Genomic DNA, 19,422 nt, shown 5'->3' on the forward strand with positions numbered 1-19,422 from the left:
CATGCCCGAAGAGTCCCGAACCCCGCGCCCGCTTCCACTGATCCTGGCGGTCGCCGTCGCCGGAGGCGTCGCGCTCGGGGCGGTGGACCTGATCGCGCAGCGCGAACTCCCGTACCCCTGGGCCAACCTCGCGAATTCGAGCGCGGTCTGGGCGGTCGGCGCGTTCGCCGTCGGCGCGTGGGTGCGCGCCGGCCGCTGGCGGCCGGCCGCCGCAGGCGTGGTGCTGCTGGTAGTGGCGGTCGAGGCCTACTACCTGGCCGCGACGCTCATCCAGCACGACGACCTCGCCAACCTGTGGGCGCCGACGTCGCTGGTGTGGATGGCGTTCGGCGTGCTGGCCGGGACCGTGTTCGGGACGTTCGGAGCCTGGTCGCGATCGGACACGCGCTGGCGCGCGCTCGCGGGGCTCGCCGCACTGGGGGCGGTGTTCTTCGCGGAGGCCGGGATGCTGCTGCGGCGGCTGCCGGGCACGGAGGCGCAGTACCGGGCCGACGACCTCGCGACGGCGGCCATCATGGTGGTGATCGGACTGGTCCTGATCGCGCTGCTGGGCCGGTCGTGGCGGCACCGCGCAGCGGCGTCGGCGCTCGCGGTACCGCTTGCGGCCGTGGGCTTCGCAGGGTTCGCGATGGCGGGCTACGGCGGCTGAGCAGCGCCCTGGCACGCGTAGCATGGCGCGCATGTTCGATCCGATCCTGGACGCCGACAACGAAATCGACCAGGTCGCGCGCACCTACGCCCGCTTCGCGGCACACGAGGCGGCCGGCGTCTCGCCCGTCTACGAGGACTGGGCCGACGGCGTCGCCGCCGACGAGCCGGTCCGGGCGCTCATCGCCGCGCTGCCGGTCGCGAAGCGCCAGCCGAACCTGGTCTTCGCGGCCTCCCGCCGCGCCGGGGCCCCGGTCGGCCCGTACCGGCCCTGGCGCGAATGGCTGCTGGCGCACTGGGAATCGGTGCGGCCGATCGTCATGGCGCGGGCGACCCAGACCAACGAGGCCGCCCGCTGCGCGACGCTGCTCCCGGTCCTGTCCCGGATCGAGGGACCCGTGGCCCTCCTGGAGGTCGGCGCTTCAGCGGGGCTGTGCCTCCACCCCGACCGGTACTCCTACCGGTACACCGGCGACGCTCCGGCCGCGCTCGACCCCGACTCCGGCCCGAGCCCGGTGGTCCTCGAATGCGCCCTGTCCGGCACGCCCGCACCGTCCCGGCTCCCGGACGTGGTCTGGCGCGCCGGGATCGACCGCAACCCGCTCGACGCGACCGACCCGGACACCCGGTCCTGGCTGGAGACGCTGGTGTGGCCCGGGCAGGACGACCGGCGCGAGCGCATCGCGGCCGCCGCCCGCATCGCCGCCGCGGCACCGGCGCCGATCCGCACCGGCGACCTCAACGAGGCGCTGGCCGACGCCGCCGCGGACGCGCCTGCGGATGCGACCCTTGTCGTGTTCCACTCCGCGGTCCTCGTATACCTGTCCGCCGCCGACCGCGCCCGGTTCCGCGGCACCGTCGCGGATCTGGACTGCACGTGGATCAGCAACGAGGGCGCCCACGTGTTCCCCGACATCGCAAGCCGACTGCCCGCCGACGCGGACGCCGGCGGGTCGTTCGTCCTCGCCGTCGACGGGGAACCGGTGGCATTGACCGGGCCGCACGGCCACACGTACCGCGGTCTCAGCCCGGAAGGCCGTTTACCGAGCGATCACTCCCGCAGTTGAGCGAGAGCGCCCGGGGACCGGCTCGGCGCCGTGCGGGCTACCGTCCGATCGGTGTGGCGCCCATGGAGATCGTGCCCGGGGCGGTGAGGTTGGAGGAGGAGACGGTCGCGACCGTCTGCCATGAGCCGTCGGCGCGGCGGATCGTGTGCTTGACGGACTGGCCTCCGTCGGCGTCGAGGTTGACGATTCCGACTTGCATCTCGCCGCCGACGTTGGCGGCGGCGACGTCGAAGGGGCGGTACTGGCTGAGCACCGTGGCCCGCCTGAACTGCTGCCACGTGGCGTCGGCCCGGCGGACGGCGTGGTAGACCTCGCCGGAGCCGTTCAGCGCGACGACGTGGAGCTGCGAGCCGATGCCCGCCAGCGCGACGCGATTGACGTAGCCGATGTCGCCCGCCGAGGTCTCGATGTTGCCCCAGCCGGTCCAGGTGCCGTCCGATCTGCGGATGGCGTGGCGCAGGACGCCGCCCGACACGACGGCGGTGTCGATGGTGGTGCCGACGCGGGTCGTGGCGATCTGAGAGATGGTCGCGAAGGTGCGGAGCGTCGACCAGCGGGGGAGCCAGGTGCCGTCCGCGGCGCGGACGGTGTGCTGGAGGGCGGTGCCGCCTTCGGAGGCGCCGAAGACGTGCAGTTCGCTGTTGAGCGCGGCGGCCGCGACGTGGACGGCGCCGGTGGCGGGGCCCGCCTGCGAGGGGATCGGCGTGAACTCGGTCCACGAGCCGTCGGCGCCGTGCCGGACCGCGTGGTCGGGGGTGCCGCTGTTGAGCGCGGCGACGACGTGGAGATCCGGGCCCAGGCCGGTGCAGGAGACGCGGTAGAGGGTGCCGGCGGCGGTGGGGACGTCGTCCCAGGTCGGCCCCATCGAGCCGTCGCCGCGCCGCCTCCGGTGCCTGAGTTCGCCGTTCGCCTGGCCCACAAGGAAGTGCGCGTCCCAGTCGGCGGGGGCGGCCGCGGCCGCGGCGGTGGCGAGCGCGCCCAGGCCGGCGCCGGCCAGGGCGGCGGCGGGGACGGCGAGGACGGTTCGGTGGAACTGGCGGCGGTCGAACGCGGTCACGTGCGGCTCCTGGGGCTGCGGGAAGTGGTTGCGAGCCCCATTCTGGTGCGGTCGGGCGGAGCCGTCGAGGCGATCGACCGGCGGAACGGCGGCAGACCCCCGCTCAGTCGATGCGGCGCAAGCGGATCACGGTGCTGGCCGGGTCGGCTTCGCTCAGGCCGAGGTCGAGGCCGTGCTCGGCGAGGACGGCGCCGTGGCGGACGCGGCCGGTCGCCTCGTCGCGGTAGCGGGCGCCGTGGTCGAGGCCGTGCAGCGGCAGGAGCGGGTCCGGGTAGCCGAAGCGGCGTTCGAGCCGCCAGGCGACGACGGCCGTGTCGGCGCCGCGGTTGAACTGGACGCCTTGCACGGTCCCCGCGCGCAGCGGGTACCGGCGTCCGAGTTGGACGGTCTCGCGCACCCGCTTGTACTCGGCCACCAGCGCCTCCGCGCGCGACAGGTCGCGCTCGGTCCAGCGGCGCAGGTCGCCGCCGACGGCGAGCGCGCCCGTCATGGCGATGTGGAAGCGCAGGTCGAGCGTGGCGGCGCGGCGGGTGAAGGGGTTCGGGGAGTCGGTGACCCAGGCGCCCATGACCTGCGCGGGGTAGAGCTGGGCGAAGCCCTCCTGGATCGCGATGCGGTCGATCGCGTCGGTGTTGTCGGAGGTCCAGACCTGGTCGGTCCGGGCGAGGACGCCGAGGTCGGCGCGGCCGCCGCCGGAGGCGCACGTCTCGATGCGCACGCGCGGATGGTCGGCGCGGAGCCGGTCGAGGACGGCGTAGTACCCGCGGGTGTGCTCGATCCAGAGGCGGTCGCCGTGCTCGGCGCCGGGCCAGCCGGCCTCGGTGAAGGGCCGGTTCATGTCCCACTTGACGAAGTCGACGCCGTGGTCGCGCAGGAGCCGGTCGAGCCACCCGTGGGCCCACTCGCGCACGTCGTCGCGGGCGAAGTTGAGCACGAGCTGCTGGCGCGTCTCGGAGCGCCGCCGGTGCGGGCGGTGGTAGACCCAGTCCGGGTGGGCCCGGTAGAGGTCGGAGTCGGGGTTGACCATCTCGGGCTCCACCCAGATCCCGAAGCCCATGCCGAGGCCGTGGACGTGGTCGATGAGCGGGGCGAGGCCGTCGGGGAACCGGTCGGGGTTCGGGGTCCAGTCGCCGAGTCCGGCCCGGTCGTCGACGCGCGCGCCGAACCAGCCGTCGTCCATGACGAACAGCTCGCAGCCGAGGGCGGCGGCGCGTTCGGCGAGCTTCATCTGGGATCCGGCGGACACGTCGAATCCGGTGGCCTCCCAGGAGTTGTAGAGGACGGGGCGGACCTCGCCGGGGTGGGCGAGCACGTGGCCGCGGACGTAGTCGTGCCAGGCGGCGGCGCCCGCGGAGAACCCGCCGTCGGTGCACAGGCCCGCCGAGGCGGGGGTCTCCAGGGTCTCGCCCGGGGCGAGCGCGAACGCGACCGGGTCGTGCCCGAAGCCGGTCGAGACCGAGACGCGGTCGTCGGTGCTGCGCTCGGCGGTCATGCGCCAGGTGCCGCTCCAGGCCAGCGCGACCGACCAGACGCGGCCGGAGTATTCGCCCGCGGTGCCGTCGTCGAGCGCCAGCCACGGGTTCGACTGGTGGCCGGTGATGCCGCGCCGGGAGCCGATGAGCGTCTCGCCGTAGGGCAGGCGGGTCCTGGTGAGCTGGAACTCGGCGCCCCAGGAGCCGTGGAGCTGGCTGAGGCGGTAGTCGTCGAGGCGCGGCAGGACCCAGGTGGCGGAGTCGGCGCGGACGATCTCCACCGGGTCGTCCCCGCGGTTGCGGAGCACGACCCGCCGCTCGATCACGTCGGTGTCGGGGAAGGTCCGGTACACGGTGCGCACGTCGAGCGGGTAGTGGCGGTCCTCGAACCCCAGGGCGAGCTCGTCGCCGTCGCGGTGGGCGCCGGTGAACCGGAGTTCGAGTTCGGTTGTGCCGTCGGCGAAGCGCACTTGCAGGCCGGTCTGCCCGTAGCGGAATGCGGCGGCGGGGTTGAGGTCGAGCCGGGCGTCGAGGCCGTCGAACACCGGCCTGGCGCGGGGGGCGTGGAGGCCGGGCAGGTCGGCGGCCTGCTCGCGGGTGAGGCGCCTGCCCCAGTGGAGCCCGTGGAGCCGGTCGTCGTCGTCGAGGGCCAGGACGTAGGTGGTGTTGGGGGTGTCGAGGAGCCAGGTCCGGTCGTCGGCGTGCGGCATGGTCGGGCCTTTCGGGTGGTGGCGGAACGCCGCGCCGCCGCGGTGCGCGGCGTCGCGGCGGGGTCGGTCGCGGGCGGGGGAGGAGCGTGGCCGCCGGTCCTCACTCCGTCCTGTTCCGGGGCGGAGCGGAGGTCTCGCGGACGATGAGCTCGGGCTGCCGCCAGGTCGGCCGGGGCCGCGGGGCGCCGTCGAGTTTGGAGCGCAGCAGCTCGAAGGCGCCCCGTCCGAGGCCGCGGAAGTCGAGGCCCACGGTGGTGAGCGCGGGGACCTGGAACGCGGCGTACGGGCAGTCGTCGAAGCCGACGACGCTCAGGTCGCCGGGGACGGCGCGCCCGGCGATGTGCGCGGCGCGGACCGCGCCGACGGCGAGGTCGTCGTTCCCGCAGAGGATCGCGGTCACGTCCGGGTCCTCCAGGAGTCCGATGGCGGCGTGATAGGCCGAGGCGGTGGACCAGTCGCACGCGGCGGGGGGCGGCACGGGCCGGCCCGCGTCGCGGAGCGCCTGCTCCCAGCCGAGGCGGCGCGGGGCCTTCGACGGGATCGCGAGATAGTGGACGGTCGCGTGCCCGAGGTCGAGGAGGTGGCGGGTGGCGCGGGCGGCGACGGCCCGGTCGTCGAGGGCGACCAGCCAGTCGGCGGCCTCGGTCTCGTCGGCCAGGTCGCCGCCGCCGGTGGCGACGGTGGTCGAGGGCTGGGCGGCGCGCAGGGCGCGCATGGCGCGGGTCGTGGTCGCGTCGTGCGCGATGACGATCGCGGGGGAGCCGAGGTGCGGGAGTCGGGCCAGCACGTCGGCGTCGGCGTAGGGCTGGTCGGGGTTCATCACCGAGACGGACACGGTGTGCCCGGCGGCGCGGGCGGCGTCCTCGATGCCGCTCAGGGTCTCCGAAGCGCCGTAGAGGGAGGTGTCGGTGGTCAGCACGGTCACCTCCCTGGCGGTGCCGCCCGCGAGGGCGCGGGCGAGCCGGTTGGGCCGGAACCCCAGTTCCTCGATGGCCGCCTGGACTTTCCGGCGCGTCGCCGCCGCCACCAGCGGGGAGTCGTTGATGACGCGGGAGACGGTCTGGTGCGACACGCCCGCGTGCCTGGCGACGTCGACGATGTTGACGCGTCGGGGCCTGTCCGTGCTCATGCGGCTCGCTTCCTGGGTTCGGGGCTGCTATTCGTTGGCGATGGCGACGACCGCGTCGGCCGCGGCCTGCGCGTCCTTGTCGCCCAGCCAGACCTGATTGAACTCGTCGAGCGCGGCGGTGGAGAACGCGGCGTCGTCGAGCGAGAGCGGGTACCCGGTGGTGGTGCCCTCGGCGGCGGTCTGGAAGCCGGAGACGTCGACGCCCTGCCCGGCCCAGTAGTCGGCGAACCGGCCGTTGAGGTCGGCGACCCCGGGCCAGACGGACCCCAGGTCGGCGGCGATGGCCTGGGCCTGTTCGGAACCGAGGAACTTCACGAACTCCCAGGCCTCGTCGGGGTGCTCGGTCCCGGCGTAGACCGCGTTGGACAGGCCGTTGATGACGGTGCCGGAGCCGGCGGGGCCGGAGGGGTTGTCGGCGACCGCCCAGGTGCCCGGTTCGAGGCCGTCGCGGTAGACGCCGAGGGTCCAGGAGCCGTCGAGGGCCGTCGCGGCCGCGCCCGCGGTGACCTGCTCGGAGGCGAGGCTTCCGTTGGGCTGGTTGGTGACCTCCGCCGGGACGGCGACCCCCCAGCGGTTGTAGAGGTCGGCGGTGAACTCGATGGCCTCGACGCATTCGGGCGCGTCGATGGCGTAGTCGCCCCACGGCTCGGTCTGGAGGTCGCAGCCGTTCTGGACGGCGTAGTTCCACCAGTCGGTCTGGCCGGTGGAGGAGGCCATCGCGGTGCCGTACTGGACCACGTTCCCGGGGTCGAAGTCGGGCGAGAGGGCGTTGTCGCCGTCCGCGTCGACGGTGAGCTTCTGCAGGAACTCGACGTAGGTGCCGCCGTCGTCGGGGTTCCATTCGAGGCCGTCGAGTTCGGACGGGTCGATGCCGGCGGCTTCGAGCGCGTCGAGGCGGTAGACCATCGCGATGGAGTCCCAGTCCTTGGGGAGGCCGTACTGGTCGCCTTCGAACTGCCAGGAGGCGTAGAGGTCCTCGGGGTAGACCGAGGCGTCGAGGCCGTCCTCCTCGATGCGGTCGGTGAGCGGCAGCAGGACGCCCGAGGAGGCGTAGGCGGGGAAGCGGGAGACGTGGTTCCAGAACACGTCGGGCGCGGACTCGCCCGCGAACTGGCTGTCGAGGCCGGGCCAGTACTCGTCCCAGGGGGTCTGTTCGAGTTCGATCCGGATGTCGGGGTGGTCCTCGTTGAAGGCGTCGATCATCGCCTCCAGCGCGGGGCGCTGCGGGTCGTCCCAGAAGGCGTAGCGGAGGGTGACGGCGCCGTCGTCCCCGCCGCCGCAGGCGGCGAGGGCCAGCGGTGCGGCGAGGGCGAGCGCGGCCGCGGTGCGAAGCCGGGTCATGCGGACGTCTCCTTTCGGGAGGGGTTCACTTCATGCCGCTCAAGGCGATCGAGCGGACGATGTGGCGCTGGAACGCCAGGAAGACGGCGACCAGCGGGAGGAGCGCCATCGCCGAGGCGGCGAGGACGAGGTGGTACTGCTGGTTGAACTGGCCCTGCATCTGGGCGATGCCGCGGGTGATGACGCGGGTGGCCTCGGAGTGGGTGATGATGAGCGGCCAGAGCAGGTTGTTCCAGGTGTTGACGAAGGCGACGATCGCGAGCGTGCCGAGGACGGGCCGGGACATGGGCACGACGACGCGCCACAGGACCGTGCCGGTGCCGGCGCCGTCGATGCGGGCGGCCTGCTCGATCGATTCGGGGATGGTCTTGAAGTACTGGCGCAGCAGGAACACGCTGTAGGGCATGAGGAACCCGAACACGAACGGCAGGATCAGCCCGACGTGGGTGTCGACGAGCCCGAGCTCGCGCACGATCACGAAGGTGGGCACGAGGGTCACGATCTGCGGCACCATCATCGTCCCGATGTAGGCCCAGAACAGGGCGTCGCGGCCGGGGAAGCGCAGCCGGGCGAAGGCGTAGGCGGCGAGGGTGGCGACGACGAGCTGGCAGGCGGTCACGGCGACGGCGACGAGAAGTGAGTTCGCGGCGAACAGCGCGAAGTCGTAGCGGCTCCAGACCTCGGCGAAGTTCGCGAGGACCGGGTTGCGCGGCGGCAGCCAGGGGTCGGAGGTGAGGATCTCCTGCCCGGACTTGAACGCGGCGCTCGCGGTGAGCAGGTAGGGGCCGACGGAGACGACGGCGCCCGCGGTCAGCACGGCGTAGAGGAGGATTCGCTTCACGGTGGCGCCTCCTAACTGAAGTCGTAGACGGTGCGTTTGCGGAACAGGAGCACCTGGAGCAGGGTGATCGCGGCGATGACCGCGAACAGGACCACGGCGAGCATGGAGCCGTATCCGGCGCTGCGCTGGGTGAAGGACTCCAGGTAGATCTGGTAGTTCAGGGTGGCGGTGGATCCGGCGGGGCCGCCCGCGGTCATGACGTGGATGGTGTCGAAGACCTGGAACGAGCCGATGACGCTGGTGACGAGGACGAACAGCATGGCGGGGCGCAGCAGCGGCAGGGTGATCGCGAAGAACCGGTGGGTCCGCGAGGCGCCGTCGACGTCGGCCGCCTCGTAGAGCTGGGCGGGGATCGCCTGGAGCCCTGCGAGGAAGAACAGCATGGTGTAGCCGGTGTACTGCCAGACGTTCACCGAGGCGACGACCGGCATGGCCCAGGCGGTGTCGTTGAGCCAGGAGGCGCCGTCGACGCCGAAGAGGCCGAGGAAGCGGTTGAGGCCGCCGTTGACGGGGTCGAAGACCCAGCGCCAGATGACGCCGAGCGCGACGGGCATGGCCATCCACGGCAGGACGTAGACGACGCGGAAGGCGTTGCGGCCCTTGATCTTCGAGTTCAGCGCCAAGGCGAGGAGCAGGGCGAGGACGGTCTGGGCGGGGATGTTGAGCAGCACGTAGTAGAACGTGTTGCCGATGGACTGGAGCGCGCGGTCGTCCCCGGCGAGGTCGCGGTAGTTCCGGAGGCCCACGAACTCGGGGTCGGTGAGGAAGTTCCATTCGAAGAGGCTCAGGATGAGCACCGCGAGGATCGGCAGGACCAGGAAGACGACGAAGCCCACGAGGCTCGGCGCGAGCAGCGCGTAGGCGGTCGCGGCGCCGCCGCGGCGCCTCCTGCGAGCGCTCACAGGCGGTGCGGCGGTGTCGGTCCGGCGGTCCGCCACTGGCGCCTCCCCTCTGCGGATTACATCAACGAAGTGACAAGATTGAATGTTAGGGCTCACAAACGGACGCGTCAAGGCCGCCTTGACCAGGCATCGATTGCCATCTATTCTTCCGGGTACGGGCCCTCGTGATCCCCGTTGACGGCCCCGACTCCGCAGGTCCGAACGAACCGACAGGTCAACCCGGCATCGGTCGCGTCCGGCCACTCCTCCGACCATCGACGACCATGGAGCTCCAATGGCATTGAGAACGCTCACAAAACGAGGTCGAGCCGCACTCCTCAGCGTGCTCGCGCTCGCCCTGACCTTCGGTTTCCAGATCCTCGCGCCGAGCGCGGGCCAGGCGCAGACCTCCCTCCAGGTCAACCTCGCCGCCGACGCCGGCCCCTCGAACGGGGTCGGGCTCGGGTTCCTCTACGGCGTGACCGGGGACGGCTCCCAGCCCTCCGACGCGCTCCTGGAACCGCTGCGCATGAACGCCTTCCGCGCCGGCGGCCACATGACCCGCGGCTGGATCGAGGACGGCTACCGGTACGGGAGCGCCACGCAGACGATCCTCGACTCGATCACCGCTCAGGCCGAGCGGTTCACCGCCGACCCGTACAACGCGCAGTACCAGGCGATCCTCAGCGACATGTACGGCGCCTACGGCGGCCAGGGCGCGGGCACGCTGTACCCGTGCGACAACGGGGACTGCTCGAACTGGCGCACCTTCGTCCGCACCGTCGTCGCCGAGCTGCGCGACACCGGGCTCCCGATCGCCTACGACATCTGGAACGAGCCCGACATCTCGATCTTCTGGGAGCGCCCCGTCAACGGCACCCAGTACTTCCAGATGTGGGACAGCGCGGTCCAGGAGATCCGCGCCACCGACCCCGACGCCGTCATCGTCGGCCCCTCCTTCGCGTACACCCCCGACCGCCGCCCCGACCAGTGGAACACCTGGCTCCGGCACACCAGGGACGCCGGGACCCTCCCCGACATGATCACCAACCACACGCTCGGGAACATCGACGACCCCGTCGAGGTCGGCGACGACACACTCGCCGCGCTCTCGGCCAACGGGATCGCCCCGCTGCCCCTGTCGGCCAACGAGTACCAGCCGCAGAACATGCAGACCGCCAACGTCACCGCCTGGTACCTGGCGCGGTTCGCGCAGTCGGACTACGACAACGCGATGCGCGGCAACTGGGTCTGCTGCCTGACGCCCAACCTCACCGGCCTGCTCACCCAGTCCGGCGGCACCTGGCAGCCGACCGGGAACTACTGGGTGATGCGCGCCTACGCCGACATGACCGGCACCCTCGTGCAGACCTCCGGGCAGGTCGGCGGGACCGCGATCTCGGCCGCGAAGGACCAGGCGAACGGGCGGGCGGTCGCCGTCATCGGGAACATCAACGGCTACACCGGGTCGGCGAACGTCAACGTCACCGGGCTGTCGGCCGTGCCGTGGCTGACCGGCGGCGGCAGCGTCCACGTCACCGTCCAGCGCATCCCCGAGCAGGCCCCGCTGGGGTCGCCGCTGGTGGTGTACAGCCAGGACGTGAGCGCCTCCAGCGGCTCGGTCTCGGTCCCGCTGACCTTCCAGAACTCCGGCGATGCCTTCGCGGTGTACCTGACGCCGGCCGACGGCACCGGCAGCGACGCCGGGCAGCTGCGCGGCACCGCCTCCGGGCGCTGCCTCGACGTGCCGAACAGCACTGCTACCGCGGGCACGCAGGTGCAGATCTGGGACTGCCACTCCGCGTCCAACCAGCAGTGGACCTACTCGGGCGGCCAGCTCAGCGTCTACAGCGGCGACTCGCGCCGCTGCCTCGACGCCTACGAGAACCGGACCAGCCCGGGAACGCAGGCGATCATCTGGCCCTGCCACGGCGGGACGAACCAGCAGTGGACCCTCGGGAGCGACGGGACCGTCAGATCGGTCCAGTCCGGACTGTGCCTCGACGTGTCGGGCGCGGCGACCGCGAACGGCTCGAAAGTGGTGCTGTGGACCTGCCACGGCGGCGCCAACCAGCGCTGGACCCTGACGTAGGCCGGTGAGCGGCCCGGCCCCGGCTTGGGCCGGGCCGCTTCCGCCGGCGCCGCCTCGGGGTTGATCCGATGATTTCCCGGGCGCGGCGCCGCCGAAGCCGATCCTTATGGTGAAATATAGACATACTTGACTTGATAGATCCAACCTTTATAGACTGTTGACAATGTTCGCCGCCGCGCTCGCGGCCACCCCCCGGAGGAACGACATGGCAGCGTCCACCGAACCCGGCGGCCGCGCGCGCCGCCGCACCGTCATCGGCGGCGGCCTCGCCGCGCTCGGGAGCGCCTCCCTCCCGCTCGCGGCCGAACCGGCAGCGGCCCAGCAGGAGACGGACGCCGACGGCCTCGACGCGGCCGCCTGGACCGACCCGCCCAACGGCTATCCCGAGTGGAACAACAACATCGGGATCTTCCAGGTCGGCGCCGAGCCCGCCCACGCCACGTTCACGCCCTACGCCGACCTCGCCCAGGCCCTCGCGGCCGACCGCACCGACTCGCCCTACCGCCTCGGCCTCGACGGCGACTGGCGGTTCCAGCACGCCGACCGCCCCGCCGACCGCGACCTCGACTTCTACCGGACCGACCTCGACGACAGCGGCTGGGACACCATGCCGGTGCCCGCCAACTGGCAGCCCGAGGGCTACGACTTCCCCATCTACCTCAACTTCACCTACCCCTGGTGGGGCGCCAACGGCCAGAACGAGAACGCCCAGCCGCCCTACGCGCCCACCCGGTTCAACCCCGTGGGCCAGTACCGCCGCTCCTTCGACCTGCCGTCCGCCTGGCAGGGACGGCGCGTCCACCTCCACTTCGAAGGCGTCAAGTCCGGCTTCTACCTGTGGGTCAACGGCACCAAGGTCGGCTACCGCGAAGGCTCGTACACGCCGTCCGAATTCGACATCACCGACCACGTGCACTCCGGCGCCAACCAGATCGCCGTCGAGGTCTACCGCTTCCCCGACGGCGACTGGCTCGAAGACCAGGACATGATCCGCCTCTCCGGCGTCTTCCGGCCCGTCTTCCTCTACTCGCTCCCCGCGGTGCACCTGCGCGACTTCAAGATCGACACCCCGCTGCGGGACAACTACACCAACGCCGACCTCGCCGTCGCGGTCGCCGTCCGCAACCGCGGCGCGCAGCAGACCGCGACCTACACGGTCGAGACCCAGCTCTACGACGCGGGCGGCCAGGCCGTCTGGTCCGCACCGCTCCAGACCCAGGTCGCCATCGGCTCCGTCCAACCGGGACAGGACGCGACCGGCAAGGGCGCCAAAGCCGTTCAGGGCCCGCGGCTCTGGTCCGCCGAGCACCCCAACCTCTACACCGCCGTCCTGCGCCTGCGCGACCCCTCCGGCGCCGTCACCCAGACCGTCTCCGCGCGCGTCGGCTTCCGCGAGTTCGCCATCCGCGACGGCCTCATGCGCATCAACGGCAGACCGGTCTCCCTGCGCGGCGTCAACCGCCACGAGATGGACCCCGACCACGCCGCCGCGCTCACCCGCGAGGACATGATCCGCGACATCGCGGTCATGAAGCGGCTCAACATCAACGCGATGCGCACCTCCCACTACCCCAACCACCCCGACTGGTACGACCTCGCCGACGAGTACGGCATGTACGTCATGGACGAGGCCAACCTCGAAACCCACGGCGTCCGCGACGACTACCCCGCCTCGAACGCCGCCTGGACCGCCGCCGTCGTCGACCGGGCCGCCCAGATGGTCCACCGCGACAAGAACCACCCCTCGGTCGTCATGTGGTCCTTGGGCAACGAAGCCGGCGGCGGCTCCAACTTCGTCGCCATGCGCGACTGGATCAAGGCCGCCGACCCGACCCGCATCGTCCAGTACGAAGGCGACAACCGGCCCGCCGTCAGCGACATCCGCTCGCAGATGTACAACACCGCTGCGGGCATCCGCGACCGCGCCCTCGACACCGGCGACACCCGGCCGTACATCCTCGTCGAGTACTCGCACGCGATGGGCAACTCCAACGGCGGCTTCAAGGAGTACTGGGACGTCATCCGCCAGTACCCCGTCCTGCAAGGCGGGTACATCTGGGACTTCACCGACCAGGGCCTGCGCTGGCCGATCCCCCTCGGCGGTGGGGCCACGTACCTCGCCTACGGCGGCGACTGGGGCGACAGCCCCAACGACGGCAACTTCTGCGCCAACGGCATCGTCTCCGCCGAGCGGAAGCCCGCGGGCAAGGCCGCCGAGGTCAAGCGGGTCTACCAGGCGCTCAACACGACCGCGGGCACCGACCTCGCCGCGGGGGACGTGCGGATCACCAACGAGTTCGCCTTCACCAACGCGAACGAGTTCGACGGCAAATGGGCGCTGGTCGCCGACGGCGAGACGGTGCAGAGCGGCAGCCTCACCGCCGCGCAGCTCGACATCGCCCCGCTCACGAGCAAGGCGATCCGCGTGCCGGTCCAGCGCCCCGCCTCACCCGCGCCCGGCGCGGAGTACTTCCTCGAACTCTCGTTCACCCTCAAGGCCGCGACCGCCTGGGCCGACGCCGGACACGAAGTGGCAGCCCAGCAGCTCGCGGTCGACTTCGACAGCCCGCCCGTCGTCCCCGTCCCGATCACGGAGGTGCCGACGCTCGCGGACACCGAAGCGAGCGACCGGATCACCGTCGCCGGCGACGGCTTCAGCGTCACCGTCTCCAAGACCACCGGGGAGATCACCGCGTACGAGGCGATGGGCATGCGGCTGGTCGACTCCGGCCCCGTCCCGAACTTCTGGCGCGCGCCCACCGACAACGACCGCGGCAACGGCCACCCGAGCCGCAACGGCACCTGGCGGACCGCGGGACGCAACAGGACGGTCACCGGCGTCACCGTCGCCCGGCCCTCCGACCGATCCCGCCAGATCACCGTGCGGGGCACCCTGCCGACGAGCACGCAGTCCACGTACACGACGACGTACACCGTCTACGGCAACGGTGAGATCAAAGTGGACTTCACGCTCCATCCCGGAGCGTCGAGCCTGCCCTACATCCCCGAGGTCGGCACGATGCTGTTCCTGCCCGCTTCGCTGGAGCGGATGCACTACTACGGCCGCGGGCCGGAGGAGAACCACTGGGACCGGCACACCGGGACCGACGTCGGCGTCTACTCCTCCACCGTGGCAGAGCAGTGGACGGGCTACATCCGCCCGCAGGAGAACGGCAACAAGACCGACGTCCGCTGGGTCGCCCTCGTCGACGGCAGCGGCCGCGGCCTCCTCGCCGCCGGCGAACCGCTGCTCGAAGTCAACGCCTCCCACTTCACGCCGGAAGACCTCTCCGGGAGCGCCCGCCACGACTACCAGCTCACCCCGCGCCAGGAAGTGGTGCTGCGCCTGAACCACCGGCAGACGGGCGTCGGCGGCGACAACAGCTGGGGCGCGCAGCCGCTCGACCAGTACAAGCTGTTCGCCAACCGCGACTACACCTACACCTACCGGCTCAGGCCGCTGCCCGCCGTCGACCAGGCGACGGCGCTCTCCCGCCGCCCCACCGAGACCGGCGGCGTCAGCGGGCCGGTGCAGCCTGGCGTGTACTACCGCCTGTCGCCACAGCACAGCGGCAAGGCCGCCGACATCACCGGCGCCTCCGCCGCCGCCGGGGCCGCACTCGTGCAGTGGACGCCCAACAACGGCGCCAACCAGCAGTTCGACTTCGTCGACGCCGGAAGCGGCTACTGGCGCATCCGCGCCCGCCACTCCGGCCTGGTCCTCCAAGTCGCGGGGACCGGCACCGGAGCGGACATCACCCAGCAGCCCTCCTCCAGCGCGACCACCCAGCAGTGGCAGGTGACCGACCACGGCGGCGGCACCGTCAGCCTCGTCAACCGCGCCAGCGGCCTTGCCATGGACGTCTGGAGCCAGTCCACCGCCGACGGCGCCCGCATCTCCCAATGGACCTACACCGGCGCCGCCAACCAGCGCTTCAACCTCCAACGCACCTGATCCGCTCGTCCGACAGTGAAAAACGACCAGCAGACGGTGAACCTGGACCTTCCGAGCCCCGTGGTCCGCGCCTAGCCTCGACACGGCGACGATCAGCCTGATCACCGCCGGCGCCGTCGGCGTGACTCCTCGAAAGGAAGCCCGGCCATGACTGGAACGCACCGCTTGAGCACACCCGTCGTACCTTCCACCGGAGCCCTCCGACCCCTGGGGACGGACGAAGTGCGCATCACCGGCGGCCACTGGTTCGAGCGGCAGGCGGTGAACGCGGCGGCGACGATCCGCCACTGCCTGCACTGGCTCGAAGCACTCGAATGGACCGCCAACTTCGACCGCGCCGCAGAGGGGAAGGAGTTCAAGCGGACCGGCTTCCAGTTCTCCGACTCGGAGGTCTACAAGCTGGCCGAGGCGATGGCGTGGGAGATCGGCCGGACCGGCGACCCCGGTTTGGAGGAGGAGTTCCAGAAGCTGACCGCCCGCATCGGCGCGGCCCAGCATGAGGACGGCTACCTGAACACCGCGTTCGGCAGCCCGGGTCAGGGGCCCCGGTACTCGGACCTGGAATGGGGCCACGAGCTGTACTGCTTCGGCCACCTGATCCAGGCCGCCGTCGCGCGCTTTCGCAACCACGGCGAGGACGAGTTCACTCGGATCGCGCGGCGGGCCGCCGACCATGTGTGCGACACGTTCGGGCCCGGGGGGATCGAGCGGATCTGCGGGCACGCCGAGATCGAAGTGGCCTTGGCCGAGTTCTCCCGCGCCACCGGCGAGGCGCGTTATCTGGAGCAGGCGCGGCTGTTCATCGAGCGCCACGGCCAGAAGACGTTGAAGGAGAACGGCTTCTACTATCAGGACGATGTCACGGTCCGCGACGCCGAGGTGCTGCGCGGTCATGCGGTTCGCGCGCTCTATCTCACCTGCGGCGCGATCGACGTGGCCGTCGAGACCGGCGACGCCGAGCTGCTCGAATCGCTGCGCCGCCAGTGGGACCGGACGGTCGCGCGCCGCACGCACCTGACCGGAGGCATGGGCTCGCAGTACGCCGACGAGGCGTTCGGCCGCGACTTCGCGCTCAACCCGGATGAGGCGTACTCGGAGTCGTGCGCCGCGATCGCGGCGATCATGACCGCCTGGCGCCTGACCCTCGCCACCGGGGAGCCGCATCACGGGGACATGATCGAGCGGATCGCCTGGAACGTGCTCTCCGGCGCGGTCGCCCCCGACGGGAAGTCGTTCTTCTACGCCAACCCGCTCCACCAGCGCACCGCCGACCCCGAACCGCCGACCGAAGGGGCGCTCCCGCACCTGAGCGCCGGAGGCCGACGGGGCCACTGGTTCGAGGTCTCCTGCTGCCCGACCAACCTCGCCCGCACGTTCGCCCAGTTCGCCGCGTACGTCGCCACCACCAGCGAGCACGGCGTGCAGATCCACCAGTTCACGCCCTGCACCATCGACACCGATGTCGACGGTGCCCGCCTCGCGCTCACCGTCGAGACGAACTACCCCGACAATGGCGCGATCGCGGCGCGAATCGACGCCAACGACGGCGGCGCGCGGACCGTGTCGCTCCGGGTGCCGCATTGGGCCGAAGGCGCCACGATCACCGGTCCCGACGGCATCGCCCGCTCCGCCGTGCCCGGTTCGTTCGCCGGCGTCACCGCAGACTTCGCGCCCGGCGACGAGATCCGCCTCCACTTGCCGATCGAACCGCGCTGGACCTATCCGCATCGGCGCATCGACGGCCTGCACGGCTGCGCCGCGGTCGAACGCGGGCCCGAAGTGTGGTGCGTCGAGAGCATCGACCTCCCAGACGGCGCCGACCTGGCGGACCTCGCCGTCGACGACCGAGCGCCCCTGTCCGAGCGCGTCGGCCGAATCGTCGTCCAAGGGCTCCTCGGCGACCGCCCCGGCGAGTGGCCGTACGGTCCGGACGCCGATGCGGGGAGCGGTGGGCCCGCCGAGATAGCACTGGTGCCTTTCCGACTCCGCGACACGAGAGGACCGGCCGCCATGAGGGTCTGGAATCCGATCGCATGACCAGTCGGCGTCAGTGATCGAGCGCGGTCGATGGGCTGGGTGGGGGCTCGGCTGAGGGCGGCGGCTAAGGTGTGCGGCGTGGAACTGCATGTTGCGAAGTCCGGGTCCGATACCGCCGAAGGCACCGCCGCGGCGCCCCTGCTCACCATCGGCGCGGCCGCAGCGCTGGCGCAACCCGGGGACACGGTCATCGTTCACGAAGGCGTGTACCGGGAGTGGGTGAATCCGCCGCGCGGCGGAACGGCCGCCGCGCCGATCACCTACCAGGCCGCGCTCGGCGCCGACGGCCGCTACGAGCCGGTCACGATCTCCGGCGCCGAGGTGGTCGCCGACTGGCGCCCGCACGCCGGCTCGGCCTGGGTGACGACGGTGCCGAACACCCTGTTCGGGGAGCACCACCCGTACGTCGAGCGCATCGGCGGCGACTGGTTCTTCGACCAGGTCAACACCTGGCACACCGGCGAGGTGTACCTCGACGGCAAGTCCATGTACGAGTCGCTCACCCTGGCCGGCGTGGAGCGCCCCGCGGCGACCGAGGATTCGTTCGACCAGGCGGGCTCCCTGCTCACGTGGTACTGCGAGGCGGGCGAGGACACCACGACGATCTGGGCGAACTTCGGCGGCGCCGACCCGGCCGCGCACGAGATCGAGATCAACGCCCGCAAGTTCGTCTTCTGGCCCGCCGCAACGGGAATCGACTACATCACGGTGCGCGGCCTCACCCTGACCAAGGCCGCCACGCAGTGGGCGCCGCCGACCGCGCTGCAGGAGGGCCTCATCGGCCCGCACTGGTCCAAGGGCTGGGTGATCGAGGACAACACGATCACCGACTCGAAGAACGTCGGCGTCTCCCTCGGCAAGGAGGCGAGCACGGGGCAGAACGAGTGGACGGCGGGAGAGCGGGGCGACAAAGGCGGCACGCAGCGCGAACGCGAGGTGATCCAGCGGGCGCTCGCCCTGCGCGGCCCCGACGCCGGGGAGCCGCAGCCGTGGCACCGGGACCACGTCGGCTCGCACACGGTGCGCCGCAACACGATCCGCGACTGCGAGCAGGCGGGCGTCGTCGGGCACCTCGGCGCGGCGTTCTCGACCATCGCCGACAACCACATCTCCCGCATCCACGTGAAACGGCAGTGGCACGGCGCCGAGGTGGCCGGGATCAAGCTGCACGCCGCCATCGACACCGTGATCAGCGGCAACACCATCCACCACACGCACCGGGCCCTGTGGCTCGACTGGCAGGCCCAGGGGACCCTGGTGCGGCGCAACACCTTCTACGCCTCCACCGCCGAGGACTTCATGGTCGAGGTCTGCCACGGCCCGTACCTCGTGGACTCGAACCTGTTCCTCTCGCCGTGGTCGGTCAAGGACATGGCCACCGGCGGCGCCTACGTGCACAACTACTTCGCGGGCCGCATCGCGAACTGCACCGAGCACCAGCGGTACACCCCGTACCACCTCCCGCACTCCACGGCCGTCTACGGCGTCTCGAACATCCTCGGCGGCGACGACCGGTTCTTCAACAACGTCTTCGTCGGCGACGGCGACGGCGACGGCGACGGCGGCGGCCGCGCCGAGCCGGAGACCGGGTCCGAACCGGTCCTCGCGAGCTTCTGGTCCGGCGCGATCGACATCGACGGCGTGCCCGGCCAGGCCGCCTTCGTGCCGACCCCGGTGGGGACCTCGCAGTACGACGCGTACCCGACGCCGGGGGAGTACCCGAACGAGCGCGGGAGCGCGCTGGCCGGTCCGCGCCTCCCGGTCCGGATCGAGGGCAACCTGTACGCGGACGGCGCCGAGCCGTTCCGCGCGGAGCCCTCCCCGCTCGTGGTCAAGACCGCGCCGGTGCGCGTGGAAGTCCACGACGCCGCCGCGGGCACCGTCCGCATCGAGATCATCGAGCCCGCGGCCCTCGCCGCCGTGGCCGCCGTGACGACCGAGCGCCTCGGGATCAGCTACCAGGCCGAAATGGGCTACACCCACCCCGACGGATCCGATCTGGACCTGAGTGAGGACTTCACCGGCCGCCCGCGCGACGAGGCCGTGCCCGGCCCGTTCGCGGCGTCGGCTCCCGGCACCCTGATCCTCACCGCGCCGGGCCCGGACCGCCGGAGCTGAACGCGAACCGCGCCCGCCGGGCCGGAGCGGCGGCTCCGGCCCGGCGGGCGTCCTGATGGAGAGGAAGCGGTGCG

Annotated in this window: 12 protein-coding genes; 6 read left to right on the plus strand and 6 right to left on the minus strand. The window is 71.8% G+C overall.

Features of this window, described 5'->3' with window-relative positions:
* The first annotated feature begins 1 nt into the window (after position 1).
* Together B0I28_RS15445 and B0I28_RS15450 are read left to right on the plus strand one after the other, a co-directional pair.
* Positions 2 to 649 carry a DUF6518 family protein gene (locus B0I28_RS15445; protein WP_106364724.1) on the plus strand — a complete coding sequence of 216 codons (648 nt, stop codon included), beginning with the start codon at positions 2 to 4 and terminating at the stop codon, positions 647 to 649.
* 31 nt (positions 650 to 680) lie between these two features.
* Positions 681 to 1,715 carry a DUF2332 domain-containing protein gene (locus B0I28_RS15450; RefSeq protein WP_106364797.1) on the plus strand — a complete coding sequence of 345 codons (1,035 nt, stop codon included), beginning with the start codon at positions 681 to 683 and terminating at the stop codon, positions 1,713 to 1,715.
* 37 nt (positions 1,716 to 1,752) lie between these two features.
* Here B0I28_RS15450 and B0I28_RS15455 read toward each other — a convergent pair whose 3' ends face one another.
* The 6 genes from B0I28_RS15455 to B0I28_RS15480 all read right to left on the minus strand — a co-directional run bounded on the left by B0I28_RS15455 (position 1,753) and on the right by B0I28_RS15480 (position 9,203).
* Positions 1,753 to 2,772: a hypothetical protein gene (locus B0I28_RS15455; RefSeq protein WP_106364725.1), complete on the minus strand. Its 1,020-nt coding sequence runs from the start codon at positions 2,770 to 2,772 to the stop codon at positions 1,753 to 1,755.
* A gap of 103 nt (positions 2,773 to 2,875) precedes the next feature.
* Entirely contained in the window at positions 2,876 to 4,954 is a 2,079-nt protein-coding gene (locus tag B0I28_RS15460) for an alpha-galactosidase (protein WP_106364726.1), read from the minus strand.
* Between the two features lie 100 nt (positions 4,955 to 5,054).
* Positions 5,055 to 6,083: a LacI family DNA-binding transcriptional regulator gene (locus B0I28_RS15465; RefSeq protein WP_106364727.1), complete on the minus strand. Its 1,029-nt coding sequence runs from the start codon at positions 6,081 to 6,083 to the stop codon at positions 5,055 to 5,057.
* 27 nt (positions 6,084 to 6,110) lie between these two features.
* Positions 6,111 to 7,424 carry an ABC transporter substrate-binding protein gene (locus B0I28_RS15470; protein WP_106364728.1) on the minus strand — a complete coding sequence of 438 codons (1,314 nt, stop codon included), beginning with the start codon at positions 7,422 to 7,424 and terminating at the stop codon, positions 6,111 to 6,113.
* A gap of 25 nt (positions 7,425 to 7,449) precedes the next feature.
* Positions 7,450 to 8,265, minus strand: coding sequence for a carbohydrate ABC transporter permease (locus B0I28_RS15475; protein WP_106364729.1), 816 nt, complete (start codon positions 8,263 to 8,265; stop codon positions 7,450 to 7,452).
* 11 nt (positions 8,266 to 8,276) lie between these two features.
* Positions 8,277 to 9,203: a carbohydrate ABC transporter permease gene (locus B0I28_RS15480; protein WP_219926780.1), complete on the minus strand. Its 927-nt coding sequence runs from the start codon at positions 9,201 to 9,203 to the stop codon at positions 8,277 to 8,279.
* Positions 9,204 to 9,441: 238 nt separating this feature from the next.
* On the opposite strand from B0I28_RS15480, the gene B0I28_RS15485 reads away from it, so the two are divergent.
* The 4 genes from B0I28_RS15485 (at position 9,442) to B0I28_RS15500 (ending at position 19,348) form a co-directional block, all read left to right on the plus strand.
* Entirely contained in the window at positions 9,442 to 11,238 is a 1,797-nt protein-coding gene (locus B0I28_RS15485; RefSeq protein ID WP_106364731.1) for an RICIN domain-containing protein, read from the plus strand.
* A gap of 205 nt (positions 11,239 to 11,443) precedes the next feature.
* Complete coding sequence (lacZ, locus tag B0I28_RS15490) at positions 11,444 to 15,193, plus strand: beta-galactosidase, LacZ type (RefSeq protein ID WP_106364798.1); 3,750 nt, start codon at positions 11,444 to 11,446, stop codon at positions 15,191 to 15,193.
* Positions 15,194 to 15,340: 147 nt separating this feature from the next.
* On the plus strand, positions 15,341 to 17,230 hold the full coding sequence (locus tag B0I28_RS15495) for a glycoside hydrolase family 127 protein (protein ID WP_106364732.1): 1,890 nt from the start codon (positions 15,341 to 15,343) through the stop codon (positions 17,228 to 17,230).
* A gap of 78 nt (positions 17,231 to 17,308) precedes the next feature.
* Positions 17,309 to 19,348 carry a right-handed parallel beta-helix repeat-containing protein gene (locus B0I28_RS15500; protein WP_181245805.1) on the plus strand — a complete coding sequence of 680 codons (2,040 nt, stop codon included), beginning with the start codon at positions 17,309 to 17,311 and terminating at the stop codon, positions 19,346 to 19,348.
* Positions 19,349 to 19,422: the final 74 nt, after the last annotated feature.

The organism is Glycomyces artemisiae, assembly GCF_003002955.1.
Taxonomy (GTDB): domain Bacteria; phylum Actinomycetota; class Actinomycetes; order Mycobacteriales; family Micromonosporaceae; genus Glycomyces; species Glycomyces artemisiae.